Origin of the sequence: Gemmatimonas aurantiaca T-27, from assembly GCF_000010305.1 — a bacterium.
Classification (GTDB): Bacteria; Gemmatimonadota; Gemmatimonadetes; order Gemmatimonadales; family Gemmatimonadaceae; genus Gemmatimonas; species Gemmatimonas aurantiaca.
The window spans coordinates 3,870,007-3,884,912 of sequence record NC_012489.1 but is presented as its reverse complement, the minus strand read 5'-3'; the positions used below and the strand labels follow the sequence as shown (position 1 = coordinate 3,884,912).

The following is a 14,906-nucleotide window of genomic DNA, read 5'->3' as shown; positions in this document are numbered from 1 at the left end:
GGCCACCACACGACATCATGGACGCCATTTCTTCCGCGCAGATCGCTGCCCTCGATGCCGCTGATCCGCTGGCCGCCTTCCGCGCCCGATTTTCGCTGCCGGAGGGGGTGACCTATCTCGATGGGAATTCGCTGGGGGCCCTGCCGCGTGCCACTGCCGATCGCGTGCGTGACGTCATCGAGGGGGAATGGGGGGAAGGGCTGATCCGCAGTTGGAACAGTGCGGATTGGATCAATGCTCCGAGACGGGTTGGGGCCAAGATTGCGCGACTGGTTGGCGCCAATCCCCACGAAGTGATCGTGGCTGATTCCACGTCGGTGAACCTGCACAAGCTGATCATCGCCGCGCTGCGTGCGCGCCCTGGTCGTCATGCCGTGCTCTCCGAGCCTGGCAACTTCCCGACCGATCTCTACATGCTGGAGACGGCGATTGCCACGCTCGGTGGAGCGCATGCGCTGACACTGACGCCGCGTGACGAGATTGTGTCGCACATCACCGAAGAGACCGCGCTCGTGCTGCTCACGCATGTGCACTACAAGACCGCTGATGTGCATGACATGGCCGCGATCACCGCTGCCGCACAGGCGAAGGGTGCCATGGTGCTGTGGGATCTCAGTCATTCGGTGGGGGCCCTGCCGTTGGCCCTGAATGCCTGCAATGCCGACCTCGCGGTGGGCTGTGGGTACAAGTTCCTGAATGGCGGTCCGGGCGCACCGGCCTTCCTCTTTGTGGCGGAGCGGCATCACGCCTCGCTGGTGTCGCCACTGGGCGGATGGATGGGGCATGCGCAGCCGTTTGCCTTCACGGATCACTACGAACCCGCCTCCGGCATCTCGCGGTTCCTCTGTGGCACGCCATCGGTCGTCGGGATGGCGGCCCTCGAGTGTGGAGTCGATCTGCACCTCGAAGCCGACATGCAGGAGATAGCACGCAAGTCCCGTGCGCTGGCCGAGTTGTTCATGGGCCTCGTGCACATGCGCTGTGCTGAACACGATGTAACACTCGTTGGTCCGCCCCCGGGCGCGCCTCGTGGCAGTCACGTGTCGTTCCGCCATCCCGAGGGCTATGCGATCATGCAGGCATTGATTGCCCGTGGTGTCATCGGGGACTTCCGAGCACCCGATATCATGCGCTTCGGTCTGACGCCTCTGTATCTGCGCTATGCCGACATCGTGCACGCGGTCGATGTCCTGGAAGACGTACTGCGCACGCGTGCGTGGCAGGCTCCGGAGTACCGCACTCGGCAGGCTGTGACCTGACTGGACTGGCTCACACCCGTTACTTGAGGTTTGAAGTAACGGGTCGTACTGTATGCGGCATGAGAATCGTATGCATTGGTGGTGGTCCGGCCGGGCTGTACTTCGCCCTCTTGATGAAGCGCCTCGACCCACGGCACCATATCACGGTGGTCGAGCGGAATCGTCCGTACGACACATTCGGGTGGGGCGTGGTGTTCTCGGATGCCACCATGGATACGATGCGGCGATGGGATGCCGACACCGCTGATGCCATCGAGCAGTCCTTTAGTCACTGGGACGACATCGAGCTCCGTTTCAAGGGGCGAAACATTCGTTCGGGTGGTCACGGGTTTGTCGGCATTGGGCGCAAGCGCCTGCTGAACATCCTTCAGGCGCGATGTGAAGCGCTGGGGGTGGAGTTGCGTTTCGAGCAGGAGGTCGACTCCGATCTGCAGTTCCCCGATGCCGATCTCATCATCGCTTCCGACGGGATCAATTCGAAGATCCGCACGGTGTACGCCGAGACGTTCAAGCCGGATATCGTGGTGCGCCCGAATCGTTTCATCTGGCTTGGCACGCCCAGGCGATTCGAGGCCTTCACCTTCGATTTTCAGCGCACCGAGCACGGCTGGTTTCAGGCACACATCTATCAGTTCGACGAGCAGACCTCCACGTGCATCGTCGAGTGCCCAGAGGACGTCTGGCGTGCGCATGGACTCGATACGGCGACTCAGGAAGAGTCCGTCGCATTTTGTGAGCGCCTGTTTTCAGAAACGCTCAACGGCTCTCCACTGCTCAGCAACGCGCGGCATCAGCGGGGTTCGGCCTGGCTGAATTTCCAGCGCGTCGTGTGCGAGCAGTGGTGGCTGCGCAATGCCAACGGCAGTCATGTCGTGCTGCTGGGCGATGCGGTGCACACGGCGCACTTTGCCATCGGGTCTGGCACGAAGCTCGCGCTCGAAGATGCGGTGGAGCTGGTGCGGCAGTTTCAGCGTCTTGGGGATCAGCCGCAGCACATTCCCGAGGTGCTCTCCGCATTTCAGGAAGCGCGCCGCATCGAGACCCTGCGTATCCAGAATGCCGCATGGAACGCGATGGAGTGGTTCGAGGTCTGTGGTGCGCGCTATTGCGACCAGCTCGAGCCGGAGCAGTTCATGTACTCCCTGCTCACCCGCAGTCAGCGCATCAGTCACGAGAATCTCCGTGTGCGAGATCGCGAATGGCTGGAGGGATACGAACGCTGGTTTGCGGCGCGTGCGCAGGTCGCGAGCGTCGAGCGCACGCCGCCGATGTTCACACCGTATACCGTGCGCTCTGTCACGCTCAAGAACCGCGTGATGGTGTCGCCGATGGCGCAGTATTCGGCGGTCGATGGGGTGGCCGGTGAGTTTCACCTGGTGCATCTCGGTGCACGGGCGTTGGGCGGCGCCGCGCTGGTCATGGCGGAGATGACATGCCCCAGTCCCGATGCCCGTATCACACCGGGGTGTCCGGGGTTGTGGAACGACCGGCAGGAAGCGGCCTGGCGTCGCATTGTGAACTGGGTGCACGATCACACCGATGCACGCATGGCGTTGCAGCTCGGACACAGTGGCGCCAAAGGCTCCACACGCCGCGGCTGGGATGGCACCGATCTGCCGTTGCCTGAGGGCGGAAACGAACCCAATTGGCCGTTGGTCAGTGCATCGCCGCAGGCCTATCTACCGGGTGTCAGTGCGATGGCGCGGGAGATCACCCGAGCCGAGATGACACGGGTGCGGGATGAGTTTGCGGCCTCCACACATCGGGCCATCGCGGCAGGCTTCGATTGGGTCGAACTGCACTGCGCGCACGGCTACCTCTTGTCGAGCTTCATCTCACCGCTCACCAACCAGCGTACCGACGAATACGGCGGCAGTCTCGCCAATCGGCTGCGCTATCCGCTGGAAGTGTTCACGCTGATGCGCAGCATCTGGCCGCAGCACCTACCGATGTCCGTGCGCATCTCCGCACACGACTGGGTCGAAGGTGGTATCACACCAGCCGATGCCGTCGAGATTGCACGCGCCTTTGCGGATGCGGGGGCTGATCTCATCGACTGTTCGTCGGGGCAAGTCAGCAAGCGTGAACGGCCCACGTATGGACGCATGTTCCAGACGCCATTTGCCGATCGCATCCGGCAAGAGGCGGGTATCGATACGATTGCCGTGGGCGCGATCAGCGAGGCGGACCATGTGAACTCCATCATCGCGGCGGGGCGCGCGGATCTCTGCGCTGTGGCGCGTCCGCACCTCGCCAATCCCGCCTGGACACTCACCGAGGCCGCCCGCATCGGGTACACGGCCGTGGCATGGCCCCCACCGTACGAGCGTGGCAAGCCGCAGCTCGAAGCGGGGTTCGCACGGGCAGCGGCGGTGGTCACGCCGTCGTCCATTGATGGTTTTGACGCCAAAAAGGACAAATGATGACAGTGCTCGAAGGACGACATGCATTGGTGACGGGTGCCGGACGTGGTATCGGCGCCGCCATCGCCCAGCGGCTTGCCGCCGACGGGGCTCGGGTGACGTTGATGGGTCGCTCCCGTGCATCGCTCGATGCGGTGGGGCTCACGCTGGGGCATCGGCTCGGCGATATCGTGATCTGCGACGTGACGGACAGCGTCGCGGTCGCGAGCGCCGTTGCGGCCATTCCCCCGGTGGATGTGTTGGTCAACAACGCCGGACAGGCGGAGAGTGCGCCGCTCACGCGCACCAGCGATGAGCTGTGGGCGCGCATGCTGGCGGTGAATCTCACCGGACCATTCCACATGAGTCGCGCGGTACTGCCCGGCATGATCAAGACCGGATGGGGACGTATCGTGACGGTCGCCAGCACCGCGTCGCTACGCGGCTATCCCTATGTCAGCGCCTATGTGGCGGCCAAGCATGGTGCCCTGGGGCTCACACGCGCCCTCGCACTGGAGGTCGCAACCCGCGGCATCACGGTGAACGCGGTGTGCCCGGGCTTCACTGATACCGATATGCTGCAGGAGAGTGTGGCCACCATCGTGGCACGCACCGGACGCAGCGAGAGTGACGCGCGTGCGACCTTGGCGGCGCTCAATCCTCAGGGTCGGTTCATCTCGCCAGGTGATGTGGCCAATGCGGTGGCCTGGCTCTGTGCGCCGGGCGCCGACGCGATCACTGGTGTGGCGCTGCCCGTCAGCGGTGGGGAGGTCTGACCATGTCGCGAGGATTTGCCCGTGTGCATGTCGTCGGTGACGACGAGATCGGACAGGAAGCCCGTGCCAGCGCTGAAGACCATTCCGCGGTGCGTCTCTGGCTGCGGCTGTTGTCGTGCAGTGTGCAAGTGGAGCAGGACATTCGGGCGAAGTTGCGGGAACGCTTCGGCACCACGCTGCCGCGATTCGACTATCTCGCGCAGCTCGATCGTCATCCCGATGGCCTGCGGCTGAATGCCCTGTCGCGCTATCTCATGGTGACCGGTGGCAATGTCACCGCCCTCACCAATCAGCTCATTGCCGACGGATTGATCGAGCGACTGGCCGATCCCACCGACGGCCGATCGAGCATCGTGCGAATCACCAAGGTGGGACGTCGCCGTTTCCAGCGCATGGCGGCTGAACATGAACAGTGGCTCATCGAGTTGTTCGACGGGTTCGATGCGCCGCACCGCGACACGTTGTACGCCCTCCTCGGACGTCTGCGCGTGCACGTTGCCGCCCAGCGCCCCGCTGCCACTCCGCGCAAGGAACGTCAGGCATGACCTCACACGCTGCACTCGATGCCGGCACGACGCGCCAGATGGCCGGTTTCACGGCGACCCATTTTGGCTGGTCTCTGGACGCCCATGTCGCCACCATCACGCTCAATCGACCGGAGCGGAAGAATCCGCTGACGTTCGAGAGCTACGCCGAGCTGCGCGACTGCTTCCGCGCGCTGCGCTATGCGACCGATGTGCGCGCGGTGGTGCTCGTCGGCGCCGGGGGCAATTTCTGCTCCGGTGGTGATGTGCACGAGATCATCGGTCCGCTCGTCGATCTTCCCTCGCCCGATCTGCTGCGTTTCACGCGCATGACCGGCGATCTGGTATTGGCCATGCGGGCCTGTCCTCAGCCCATCATCGCCGCGGTGGACGGTGTGTGCGCTGGCGCCGGTGCGATTCTGGCCATGTCCTCCGATCTGCGTTACGGCACGACACGTAGCAAAGTGGCGTTCCTCTTCAATCGGGTGGGACTGGCCGGCTGCGACATGGGAGCCTGCGCCATCCTGCCGCGCATCATCGGTCAGGGCCGGGCGAGTGAGTTGCTCTACACTGGTCGGGTGCTCGGCGGTGAAGAAGGCGAGCGTTGGGGCTTCTTCAATCGCCTACTCGATGGCGAGACACTGCTGCACGAGGCGCAGGCCATGGCCAAATCGCTCGCTGAAGGACCAGCCTTCGCCAATGGCATCACCAAGACGATGCTGCATCAAGAGTGGACGATGGGCATCGAGCAGGCCATCGAAGCCGAGGCGCAGGCGCAGGCACTGTGCATGCTCACCGAAGACTTCAAGACCGCCTATCACGCATTTGCGGCTCGTCAGACACCGGTGTTTCAGGGGCGCTGACCATGGCCGATACCCACTATCTCTCCTGGCCGTTCTTCGAGCCTCGGCATGCCACCTTCGCTGCGGCACTCGATGAATGGGCTGCGGCATCGCTCGGGCACACGGCCAGCGATCACGATGTGGATGACGCGTGCCGCCGGCGGGTCCGTGCGCTTGGCGAAGCCGGGTGGCTCAGGCACGCCGTGGGCGGCACGGCGTGGGGCGGTGCAGTGGAGGTGATCGATACACGCACGATCTGTCTGGCCCGGGAGACGCTGGCCCGACATGACGGCCTGGCCGATTTTGCATTCGCGATGCAGGGATTGGGCTCGGGGGCGATCACATTGGCCGGCACCGATGCTCAGAAGGCGCAGTACCTGCCGCGTGTGGCACGAGGTGAGGCGATTGCGGCGTTTGCGTTGTCAGAGCCGGATTCGGGCTCCGATGCTGCGGCCCTGCAATGTGCCGCGCGACGCGACGGTGAAGACTATGTGCTCGACGGGGAGAAGACCTGGATTTCGAATGGGGGTATCGCCGACTTCTATGTGGTGTTTGCCCGCACGGGAGAAGCACCGGGCGCACGCGGGATTTCGGCGTTCATCGTGGATGCCGATACTGCCGGTCTGGAGATCGCCGAACGTATCGACGTGATCGCGCCACACCCGTTGGCCCGGCTGCAATTCACGAGTTGTCGCGTGCCAGCCTCGCAGCGTATTGGTGCGGCCGGCGAAGGATTCAAACTGGCCATGCGCACCCTCGATGTGTTTCGCACATCGGTAGCTGCGGCCGCACTCGGTTTCGCGCGCCGCGCGCTCGACGAAGCGCTGGCCCGCGTCACCACCCGTCGCATGTTCGGCGGCGTACTGGCCGACTTGCAGCTCACCCAATCGAGTCTGGCGGAGATGGCGACCACGATCGACAGTGCTGCGTTGCTCACGTACCGCGCGGCCTGGCAGCGTGACCAGGGGCAGCCGGTGACACGCGAGGCGGCCATGGCGAAGTATGTGGCCACCGAAGGGGCACAACGTGTCATCGATGCGGCGCTGCAACTCTGGGGTGGGATGGGTGTGGTGCACGACGTGCCCGTCGAGCGGTTGTACCGTGAGATTCGCGCGCTGCGCATCTACGAAGGCGCCAGTGAAGTGCAGCAATTGATCATCGCGCGTGAGCTGCTGCGTGATGTCCGCCCTTCGACTCCCTGAGCACGATGCCCAGCGCCCACGTCGATACCTTTGCGCGCGATCACCTGCCGCCGCTGGCCGAACAACCGGAATTCCTGTTCGAGCTTCCGGAGCTGCAGTTTCCTGAGCAACTGAACTGCGCCACCGAGTTGCTCGATGCCCACATCGCAGCGGGCCACGGCGATCGCCCCTGTCTCATCGCACCGGGCATACGCTGGACCTATCGTGAGTTGCAACAGCAATCCGATCGTATTGCGCATGTGCTGGTGAACGACATGGGTGTGGTGCCCGGTAATCGTGTCCTGTTGCGGGGCGCCAATCATCCCATGCTGGTGGCGTGCTGGTTTGCCGTCATGAAGGTGGGGGCGATTGCCGTAGGCACCATGCCTATGCTGCGCGCCAAGGAGCTCAGCACCATGATCGCGATCGGCCAGGTCACGCATGCCCTGTGTGACGTGGCCCTGATCGACGAACTGCGCGCGGCGCAGCAGACGACGCCCGTGTTGCGCACGGTGCGGTGCTATCACGAGCCCAGCCAAGATGGCCTCGAAGCGGCCATGGCACGGCACGATGCGCCATTCATGAATGTGGACACCGCGAGCGACGACACCTGTCTGCTGGCGTTCACATCGGGCACAACGGGTATTCCGAAAGCCACGATGCACTACCATCGGGATGTGCTGGCGATCTGCCGGTGCTTTCCGCCCTACGTGTTGCGCGCCACGGCAGACGATGTGTTCATGGGCAGTCCACCCCTGGCGTTCACCTTCGGTCTCGGGGGGCTGGTGTTGTTCCCCATGTCCATTGGCGCATCGACGGTGCTGCTCGACAAGGTTTCTCCGCCACATCTGCTCGAAGGTGTTCGGGAGTACGGTGCCACGGTGTTGTTCACCGCGCCAACGTCATACCGTGCGATGGCCGCCCATCGTGAGGCGCTGGCCGGCACCACCCTTCGCAAGTGTGTGTCTGCTGGCGAAGCCTTGCCTGCTGCCACACGCGCCCTGTGGCGTGATGTCACGGGAATCGAGCTGATCGACGGTATTGGAGCCACCGAACTGCTGCACATCTTCATCTCGGCGGACGAGGCCCGTGCACGTCCCGGTGCCACAGGGACGCCTGTGTCGGGCTATCGGGCCGAAGTCGTCGATGATCAGGGCCAGCCGGTTCCGGTTGGTGTGGTGGGCAATCTGCGCGTGAAAGGGCCGACGGGCTGCCGGTATCTGCGTGACAATCGGCAGCGCAGCTATGTGAAGGACGGATGGAATTACACCGGCGACGCGTACGCTGTGGATGCTGATGGGTACTTCCACTATCACGCCCGTACCGACGACATCATCATCTCTTCCGGGTACAACATTGCCGGCCCCGAAGTGGAGAACGTGTTGTTGCAGCATCCGGCGGTCGCGGAATGTGGTGTGGCCGGCGTGCCGGACACGGAACGTGGGCAACTGGTGAAGGCCTACATCGTGCTGCGCGCAGGGTTTGAGCCAGACGCCGCCATGGTGAAGGTGTTGCAGGACTACGTGAAGCAATCGGTGGCGCCCTACAAGTATCCGCGCGCTGTGCGGTTCGTGGGCGCATTGCCCCGCACCAGCACGGGCAAGCTGCAGCGCTTCCGGCTGAGGGAACTCGATGACGTGAGCACCTCGTGACCGCATCACCATCGTCAGCCGGGCGCTTCGAGAAGATCGTGCGTGTGCCATTCAGCGTGTGCGATCCGGCCGGCATCATGTTCTTCGCGCAGTACTACATCATGTTCCAGAATCTCGTCGACGACTGGGTCACCGAGCGGCTTGGCATCTCGTATGCCGACCTGCTTGGGGCACGCCGGGTGGGACTGCCCACGGTGCGATTCGAGACCGACTTTCGCGCGCCGAGCAGCATGGGAGAGAGCATCACCCTCGGATTGGCCGTTGAGCACCTTGGCCGGAGCTCGTTGGTGCTGGCCATCGATGTGCGGGGCGGTGAGTCCATACGGGTGAGCGCGAAGCAGGTCATCGTGTGCACCAGCCTCGACACGCATAAGTCCATGCCGTTCCCTGAAGATTTGCGCAACGCCATTGAATCCTTTCGCACGAGTGAGCGATGAATACGCCCGTACTGCCCGCAGGTTGGAAGCGTCCCCGGGGTTATGCCAATGGGGTGTCGGCCCGCGGCCGCGAAGTGCATGTCGCCGGCATGATCGGCTGGGACGAGACCGAGACGTTTCGCACCGATGATTTTGCCGGGCAGGCCAGGCAGGCGCTGGCCAACATCGCGGCAGTGCTGCATGCTGCCGACGCATTACCCAAACACATCGTGCGGATGACGTGGTATGTGGTGAGCCGCGAGGAGTATCGTGCGGCACTGCCGGCCATCGGTGCGGCCTTCCGCGACGTCATCGGACACTACGACATCGCGATGACAGCCGTGCAGGTGGTCGCGCTCATGGAGGAACGCGCCAAAGTGGAGATCGAAGTCACGGCCATTGTGCCAGACGATGGCCAAGACGATGGACAAGACCCATAGCCCTGCATGAGGCACGACGATGACTGATGGGCATACCGGAAACGGCGGCGGGATCATGCAGAGCGTACTGGTCGGCGCTCCTGATCCGGAGATCGTGATGTTGGAAGCGCAACTCCGTGCGGCTCAACTGACGGCCGATGTTGCGGCGCTCGGAGCACTCATTGCCGACGACTTGCTCTTTGCCGGGCCGGATGGCCAACTGGTCACGAAAGCCCAGGATCTCGAGGCTCATGCGGGCGGGGTCGTGCGTTTCCTCGCGCACGATCCGATCGAGTTGCAGGTCCGTCGTATCGGGCCCGATGTAGCGGCTGTGTCACTGCGCACCGCACTGGTCGTGTCGGTCGGTGGAGAGCACGTGCGGGGCACCTACCGCTATACCCGCGTGTGGGCGCGCCATGGTCAACAGGTATGGCACATCGTGGCCGGTCACGTCAGTGCAGCCTGACACCTGATCGAAACGGAAAGCGCCTAACGCGTGGTGTTCAATGCGCGCTTTCCAGCCTCGAGGATTTCGCGTGACAGCGCTTCGTCGTCCACCGCACGGGCCAGTGACATGGCGCCGATCAGTGTTGCAAAGGCCGCAATGGCGTCCTGGCGATTGCCCGTCATGTTCGTGAACTCGGCCAGGTACGCCTCGAGCCCTTCGGTATAGGCGCGGCGCACCGGATCGGGTTGTCGTACCACCTCTCCCGACAAGCTCGAGAAGAGGCACGCCTGATCGGGATGATCGCGGTTCCGGCGCGAAAGATAGCGATCGGCGTAGTCGCCCAGTGTCTCCCCTCGCTCCACGCGACCACGCAGCCGTTCGGTGAGCAGACCGAAGTAGTGGGAGAAGGCCTGCGCGGCCATGTCTTCCTTCGACGCGAAGTAACCGTAGAAGCCGCCGTGTGTGAGGCCGGCTTCCTGCATGATGTCGGCGACCCGCACGCCTTCGAAGCCGAGCCGGCGATAACCCTGGCTCGCCGCCTCCAGCAAGACTTCGCGGTTTTTTTCGACCTGTTCCTTCGATGTGCGCATGGTCTCTCCGTGACGATCGCGTCCGGTTCACGTACCGGTCCTGCTTGACAATATACATGATGGCTATCATAAATGAAACATGACAGCCATCATGTAAAGAAAATCGTGATCTCTTCCGCATTCGCATCGCTGCTCGCACGCCGCCAGGTCCACTACGGATGGGTCATGGCGGCCGTGACGTTTGTTGTCATGCTCACCACTGCGTCGGCGCTCGGCGCCCCTGGTGTGCTCATGCCGCCGCTCGAGAAGGAGTTCGGGTGGACCACCGCGGAAATCTCCAGCGCGCTGGCGCTGCGTCTGGTGTTGTACGGCGTGATCGCTCCATTCGCGGCGGCACTCATGATCCGCGTGGGGCTCAAGCGCGTCGTGGCGTCGGCATTGGCGCTCATTCTGGTGGGGCTCGCGCTGTCCACGCAGATGCAGGCGCGGTGGCAGCTCACACTCACGTGGGGACTGCTTGTCGGTCTCGGTTCCGGCATGACGGCCATGGTGCTCGGTGCCACCGTGGCATCACGTTGGTTCACGAAGCGACGCGGCGTGGTGATCGGACTGTTGAGTGCGTCGTCGGCCACCGGGCAGCTAGCATTCCTGCCCGTTGTGGCTCGGCTTTCCGAATCTCATGGATGGCGTACGGCCATTCTGCTGATCGCTGGACTGCTCAGCGTCACGCTGGTACTCGTGGTGTTGTTCATGCGCGATCGGCCGGAAGAACTGTTGCAGCGCCCATATGGTGAACCGGTCGACGCCCCACAGGCTCCACCACCACCGCGCATTTCCCCACTGGGCACACTGCGTGAGGTCAGTGCGTCGCGCACGTTCTGGGTGCTCTTCGCCACCTTTTTCATTTGTGGCGCGAGCACGAATGGTCTCGTGCAAACGCACTTCGTTTCCATGTGCGGCGACTATGGCATGATGGCCGTGGCGGCTGCCTCGGTGCTGGCCCTGATGGGGCTCTTCGATTTCATCGGCACGGTGGGGTCAGGCTGGCTCTCCGATCGCTACGATGCGCGTTGGCTGCTGTTCTGGTACTACGCGTTGCGAGGGCTGTCGCTGTTGTATCTGCCGCACGCCGAGTTCACGGTGGCAGGGCTCAGTCCCTTCGCCGTGTTCTATGGGCTCGACTGGATCGCCACGGTGCCGCCGACGCTCAAGTTGACGACCGATGCCTTTGGTCGCGAGAAGGCCGGTGTGGTATTCGGTTGGATCTTCATGGGACATCAGCTTGGCGCTGCTTCCATCGCGTATGGCGCCGGCGTGATCCGTACCGCGCAGGAGACCTACACACCGGCATTCCTGTTGGCTGGTGCGTTGTGTCTCGTGGCGGCCGGCCTGGCACTGAGCATCCGGCGCAAGTCCGCGCCGGTGCTGGTACCGGCAACGGCGTGAACATGCTGCTGAGAGGACGCGTGCATGGCGCGCCCGCATAGGGCGTTCTACTTTTCCGTCAGGGGCAACGGGATTGCTTCTGGCGCGCAGGGCGCCGCCTGTCCGCGGGAAGGACCGAGTCCACCTGAGTAACACACGCCGCATCGGCTGAGCGTTCACGAACCTCCTCACGCCCGACGCCAGCGGACCTCGGGCATATCAGGAGGCTCGTCATGTCCGTTCGTCGATTGCCCGTCCGTCCCGATCTCGATCAGCTCCGTCGTCAGGCCAAGGAGCTGCTACGTGCCTATCGCGCCGGAGATTCACACGCCATCACGGAATGGCAGCAACATCATCCGTCCGCACGTCCGGCGGATGAACGATCCGAGGTGAAGCTCGCTGATGCGCAGCTCGTCCTCGCGCGAAGCTATCAGGCGTCGAGTTGGCCACGTCTCGTGCAGAGTGTCGAACTGGCCGATGCCATCTGGCGCGATGACTTCGATGCGGTGCGCGTGCTGATCACAGCCAATCGCGCGTTGCTCGATGAGCAGGTGTTGATCCGGCAAGACAGCAACTGGGGGCCGCCAATGACTTATGCGGCCAACCTCGGACGTGATCGCATCATTCGCTGGCTGCACGCGCACGGTGCGACCGATGTGTTCAGTGCGGCCGGCCGCGCGGCGTTGCAGGGGCAGGTGGAGACGGCGCGCATGTTGTATGACCTGGCTGGTCGCCCGCCCATTGACGATGACGCGTTGGGTGGCCCGGCGTATACCCTGAGCGCCGAGGGGACGGCTCTGCTGCTGAGTCTTGGTGCGCGTGTGGTGAATGATGCTGGAGAGCGACTCGCGCCAGTGGCGGTCGTGCTCGAGACCGATGGGCGGCATCCCGAGGCAAAACACGCGATTCTCGAGATGTATGCGCAGCACGGTCTTTCCTTTCCGGATACGCCTGTGATGGCGCTGCATCGCGGGCGTATCGATCTGCTCGAAGAGCATCTCGCGCAGGATGCCTCGCTGCTCACGCGCACGTTCACGCATCGCGAGATCTATCCGTTGTCGATGGGATGCCGAGACCCGCTCGACGCAACGGTGGGTACTCCGCTAGGCGGGTCCACCCTGCTGCATCTGTGCGTGGATTATGACGAGCTCGAGATCGCGCGCTGGCTGATTGCGCAGGGCGCACCGGTCGATGCACGGTCGGCCCTCGGGGCGAGCGGGTTTGGTGGCCACACGCCGCTGTTCAACACGGTGGTGTCACAGCCGAACTTCTGGATGAACTACGGGAAGCGTGGTCCATTCCGGGCGCCGTTCGCCGAGCTGCTGCTGGAGCATGGCGCCGATCCGAATGCGCGCGCGTCCCTGTGGAAGCGGCTGCATCCCGGACACGGAGACAGCACCCGCCACGACTATCGCGATGTCACGCCGCTGTCCTGGGGCCGGCGGTTTCATGCGCCGATCTTCGTGAGCGAGCCGGCCATGCAGCAAATTCAGCAGGCGGGTGGGCTGGAGTAGTTGGCGCTGGCCAGCCGGATTGGGATCACAGGGGGGGGCGCCGCCCACAAAAAACCCGGTGCTCCCCCGGGCCAGCCATAGAAGCCGGCCCCCTCCCTCGGCAACTCCGTATTATACGGGATATAGATAATCGGGATTATTGCTACCTTCCCGATGCTCGGCCCTCGCCACCCGATGTGACGGGGATTTTCCGTAAACTGGAACGCCGCGAAGATGATCCCCGCTTCCCCGCTCGCTCACACGCGCCGACTCGGCACCCTGATCGCTGCCTGTCTGGCAGCCACCGCGCTGACCGCCTGTGGCGATGACACGCCGTCCGGTGTCGACAATCAGCCGAAGACCGAGTGCACCACCGACATCACGGCCGCCAATGGCGACAGCTTTGTCGAGCTTTGTGCCGTCTCGGCGCCGGTTCGCCATATCCGCATTGAGAACGCCCGCGCCGCGGCCACCCATGCGTCGGCCCAGCTCCTGCTCGGGTTTGCCAGCACGCCGACGGTCACGTCGGGTGCCGTTGGTGCCCAGCAGTTCCGCGTGCTGTTGTACGGCGGTGGAACACCCGCACCGGCGCCCGTGCTGCAGGCGACCTGGGGCAGCGTGGATGCCAGCGTCGACGAGGCTGCCAGCTACATTAACAGCGGCGCGACCGTGTGCTTCGACATCCATGACGGTTCGGCCACCACGGCCCCGCAGTTTGTCATCTGGGTGAGCGGCCAGCGTGGCGCCAATTGCAGTGTGCGCAGCACGCTGACGGCGGCCACGGCGATGGGTGCGCGCGCCTACTGGAAGGGCACCACCGGTACGGTGGCCACCACGCTCAAGAACTACTTCCGCCAGTCGGCGGGCTCGGGTGCGACGCCCAAGATCACGCTGTCCACGACGCCGGTGCTCGAAGCGTCGGCCATCACAGCGGCCACGGCCTGTTCGGCGGCCTGGACCAACAACACCGACTGGCAGCCGCTCTGCGCGGCACCGGGGGGTGCGGCGCGCCACGTGCGCATCGACAACATCCAGGCTACGGCCAACAACAGCTATTTCTACGCCGTGCTTGGTCAGGACGCCGCTCCGACAGGCAACCCGGCCGCCAGCGCGGGCAAGCTGATCATCACTGGCGGTCGCTCGGCGTCAGGCGCCTCGTGGACCTGGTTCCGCTTCGGCGCCACCGGCACCACCACGCAGTTCAACTACGCCACCGACGCCGGTGCCGCGCTGTACACGGCAGGTGCCACGTCCATCTGCTTCGACATCGGCAGCACCAGCACCGGCACGATCCGGGTGATCTTCTGGGCCACCGGTGCCAAGGGTGCCGACTGCGCCACGCGCTCCACGCTGCGGGCCGATCGGGCGCTGTACGACAGCTCCACCGACACCACGACGGGCACCATCTGGAACGCCGCCCTGATCGCCAACAAGTTGAACTTCATCAAGACCAACAACGCCACGGTGACGATCGGCAACGTCACGGTGAGCGCGGAAGCCGCGGTGCTCTGATCACTCCGGTTTTGCCGCTACATTGAC

14 protein-coding genes are annotated in these 14,906 nt (G+C 64.0%); 13 read left to right on the top strand and 1 reads right to left on the bottom strand.

Annotated features, from left to right (window positions below; all coding sequences use genetic code 11):
- Nucleotides 1–17 precede the first annotated feature (17 nt).
- The 10 genes from kynU to GAU_RS16685 are packed head-to-tail and all read left to right on the top strand — an operon-like array spanning nucleotide 18 to nucleotide 9,937.
- Nucleotides 18–1,259, top strand: a complete 1,242-nt coding sequence (gene kynU, locus GAU_RS16730) for a kynureninase (RefSeq protein WP_015895088.1) — start codon at nucleotides 18–20, stop codon at nucleotides 1,257–1,259.
- A 59-nt stretch (nucleotides 1,260–1,318) separates the two neighbouring features.
- On the top strand, nucleotides 1,319–3,682 hold the full coding sequence (locus tag GAU_RS16725) for a bifunctional salicylyl-CoA 5-hydroxylase/oxidoreductase (RefSeq protein WP_015895087.1): 2,364 nt from the start codon (nucleotides 1,319–1,321) through the stop codon (nucleotides 3,680–3,682).
- Entirely contained in the window at nucleotides 3,682–4,437 is a 756-nt protein-coding gene (locus GAU_RS16720; protein WP_041265633.1) for an SDR family NAD(P)-dependent oxidoreductase, read from the top strand. The genes GAU_RS16725 and GAU_RS16720 overlap by 1 nt, the downstream gene beginning before the upstream one ends.
- A 2-nt stretch (nucleotides 4,438–4,439) precedes the next feature.
- The gene (locus GAU_RS16715; protein WP_015895085.1) at nucleotides 4,440–4,982 is read left to right on the top strand and encodes a MarR family winged helix-turn-helix transcriptional regulator; all 543 of its coding nucleotides are present in this window, start codon (nucleotides 4,440–4,442) and stop codon (nucleotides 4,980–4,982) included.
- Entirely contained in the window at nucleotides 4,979–5,824 is an 846-nt protein-coding gene (locus GAU_RS16710) for an enoyl-CoA hydratase family protein (protein ID WP_015895084.1), read from the top strand. The genes GAU_RS16715 and GAU_RS16710 overlap by 4 nt, the downstream gene beginning before the upstream one ends.
- A gap of 2 nt (nucleotides 5,825–5,826) precedes the next feature.
- Nucleotides 5,827–7,005 (top strand): acyl-CoA dehydrogenase family protein, encoded by a 1,179-nt coding sequence (locus GAU_RS16705; RefSeq protein ID WP_015895083.1) that lies wholly within the window; start codon nucleotides 5,827–5,829, stop codon nucleotides 7,003–7,005.
- A 5-nt stretch (nucleotides 7,006–7,010) separates the two neighbouring features.
- The gene (locus GAU_RS16700; RefSeq protein WP_015895082.1) at nucleotides 7,011–8,636 is read left to right on the top strand and encodes an AMP-binding protein; all 1,626 of its coding nucleotides are present in this window, start codon (nucleotides 7,011–7,013) and stop codon (nucleotides 8,634–8,636) included.
- A complete protein-coding gene (locus tag GAU_RS16695; protein WP_015895081.1) occupies nucleotides 8,633–9,073 on the top strand; it encodes an acyl-CoA thioesterase in 441 nt (146 codons plus the stop codon). The genes GAU_RS16700 and GAU_RS16695 overlap by 4 nt, the downstream gene beginning before the upstream one ends.
- On the top strand, nucleotides 9,070–9,492 hold the full coding sequence (locus GAU_RS16690; protein ID WP_015895080.1) for a RidA family protein: 423 nt from the start codon (nucleotides 9,070–9,072) through the stop codon (nucleotides 9,490–9,492). Before GAU_RS16695 ends, GAU_RS16690 begins: the two co-directional genes overlap by 4 nt.
- 19 nt (nucleotides 9,493–9,511) lie before the next feature.
- Nucleotides 9,512–9,937 carry a nuclear transport factor 2 family protein gene (locus GAU_RS16685; protein WP_015895079.1) on the top strand — a complete coding sequence of 142 codons (426 nt, stop codon included), beginning with the start codon at nucleotides 9,512–9,514 and terminating at the stop codon, nucleotides 9,935–9,937.
- A 23-nt stretch (nucleotides 9,938–9,960) separates the two neighbouring features.
- Here GAU_RS16685 and GAU_RS16680 read toward each other — a convergent pair whose 3' ends face one another.
- Nucleotides 9,961–10,509: a TetR/AcrR family transcriptional regulator gene (locus tag GAU_RS16680; protein WP_015895078.1), complete on the bottom strand. Its 549-nt coding sequence runs from the start codon at nucleotides 10,507–10,509 to the stop codon at nucleotides 9,961–9,963.
- A 105-nt stretch (nucleotides 10,510–10,614) separates the two neighbouring features.
- Here GAU_RS16680 and GAU_RS16675 point away from each other — a divergent pair, with 105 nt between their 5' ends.
- The 3 genes from GAU_RS16675 to GAU_RS16665 all read left to right on the top strand — a co-directional run bounded on the left by GAU_RS16675 (nucleotide 10,615) and on the right by GAU_RS16665 (nucleotide 14,879).
- On the top strand, nucleotides 10,615–11,895 hold the full coding sequence (locus GAU_RS16675; RefSeq protein ID WP_015895077.1) for an MFS transporter: 1,281 nt from the start codon (nucleotides 10,615–10,617) through the stop codon (nucleotides 11,893–11,895).
- Nucleotides 11,896–12,107: 212 nt separating this feature from the next.
- On the top strand, nucleotides 12,108–13,388 hold the full coding sequence (locus GAU_RS16670) for an ankyrin repeat domain-containing protein (protein ID WP_015895076.1): 1,281 nt from the start codon (nucleotides 12,108–12,110) through the stop codon (nucleotides 13,386–13,388).
- Between the two features lie 213 nt (nucleotides 13,389–13,601).
- Nucleotides 13,602–14,879, top strand: coding sequence for a hypothetical protein (locus GAU_RS16665; protein ID WP_015895075.1), 1,278 nt, complete (start codon nucleotides 13,602–13,604; stop codon nucleotides 14,877–14,879).
- The last annotated feature ends 27 nt before the right edge of the window (nucleotides 14,880–14,906 follow it).

What these genes read in the sequence shown, in the direction of transcription:
- kynU (WP_015895088.1), top strand. Translation starts at nt 18, where the DNA reads ATGGACGCCATTTCTTCCGCGCAGATCGCTGCCCTCGATGCCGCTGAT.
- GAU_RS16725 (WP_015895087.1), top strand. Translation starts at nt 1,319, where the DNA reads ATGAGAATCGTATGCATTGGTGGTGGTCCGGCCGGGCTGTACTTCGCC.
- GAU_RS16720 (WP_041265633.1), top strand. Translation starts at nt 3,682, where the DNA reads ATGACAGTGCTCGAAGGACGACATGCATTGGTGACGGGTGCCGGACGT.
- GAU_RS16715 (WP_015895085.1), top strand. Translation starts at nt 4,440, where the DNA reads ATGTCGCGAGGATTTGCCCGTGTGCATGTCGTCGGTGACGACGAGATC.
- GAU_RS16710 (WP_015895084.1), top strand. Translation starts at nt 4,979, where the DNA reads ATGACCTCACACGCTGCACTCGATGCCGGCACGACGCGCCAGATGGCC.
- GAU_RS16705 (WP_015895083.1), top strand. Translation starts at nt 5,827, where the DNA reads ATGGCCGATACCCACTATCTCTCCTGGCCGTTCTTCGAGCCTCGGCAT.
- GAU_RS16700 (WP_015895082.1), top strand. Translation starts at nt 7,011, where the DNA reads ATGCCCAGCGCCCACGTCGATACCTTTGCGCGCGATCACCTGCCGCCG.
- GAU_RS16690 (WP_015895080.1), top strand. Translation starts at nt 9,070, where the DNA reads ATGAATACGCCCGTACTGCCCGCAGGTTGGAAGCGTCCCCGGGGTTAT.
- GAU_RS16685 (WP_015895079.1), top strand. Translation starts at nt 9,512, where the DNA reads ATGACTGATGGGCATACCGGAAACGGCGGCGGGATCATGCAGAGCGTA.
- GAU_RS16680 (WP_015895078.1), bottom strand. Translation starts at nt 10,509, where the DNA reads ATGCGCACATCGAAGGAACAGGTCGAAAAAAACCGCGAAGTCTTGCTG.
- GAU_RS16670 (WP_015895076.1), top strand. Translation starts at nt 12,108, where the DNA reads ATGTCCGTTCGTCGATTGCCCGTCCGTCCCGATCTCGATCAGCTCCGT.
- GAU_RS16665 (WP_015895075.1), top strand. Translation starts at nt 13,602, where the DNA reads ATGATCCCCGCTTCCCCGCTCGCTCACACGCGCCGACTCGGCACCCTG.